1 protein-coding gene and 1 pseudogene are annotated in these 511 nt (G+C 40.5%); both read right to left on the bottom strand.

Annotation, left to right across the window (positions count from 1 at the left end; genetic code table 11):
- Positions 1-251 (bottom strand): IS3 family transposase (locus AB8P06_RS20645; RefSeq protein WP_369844532.1); only part of this gene is annotated, 251 nt, incomplete at its 3' end.
- Between the two features lie 65 nt (positions 252-316).
- A pseudogene (locus AB8P06_RS20640) lies at positions 317-511 on the bottom strand (hypothetical protein); the annotation flags it as partial.

The raw sequence follows: 511 nt of genomic DNA, 5'->3' as shown, positions 1-511 counted from the left end.
GAAGAATTGGTCGTTTTCTTAAATTTTTTCTTTACTATACTTCTCAGTCCACGTTCTCTCATCAGTCTGGCAACGAAAGGACGTGAGGCTTTCATCCCTTTTGCTTCTAATTCCCTGGCGATGCGAGGACTTCCATATCTGCCACGGCTCCAATGATAAATACTGAAGATCTCCGAAGACAACACAGCTCTTCTTTCTGATCGTTTAGTAGGTTTCCTTTTCTTCCAATGATAGAAGCTGCTTCTACTCACCTTTAATACCTCACACATCTTCCCGACAGGAAACACTCTAGCGTGATCCTTGATAAATTTATATCTTACCCGTCTCTCTTGGAGAAGATGCCTACCGCCTTTTTTAAGATGTCACGCTCAAGTTTTGTATCTTCTAACTCTTTACGAAGTCTCAGTAGTTCTTCTCTTATGGGATCAGAGGAAATTTGCTTTTCTTTAGTAAGTTTGCCTTCTCTGTGAAGTTTTCTCCAAGTGACCAAACTTTCTTTACAGATTCCAAG

It is taken from the genome of Chryseobacterium tongliaonense (assembly GCF_041224435.1).
Classification (GTDB): Bacteria; Bacteroidota; Bacteroidia; order Flavobacteriales; family Weeksellaceae; genus Chryseobacterium; species Chryseobacterium tongliaoense.
This window is presented reverse-complemented; position numbering and strand designations above follow the sequence as displayed.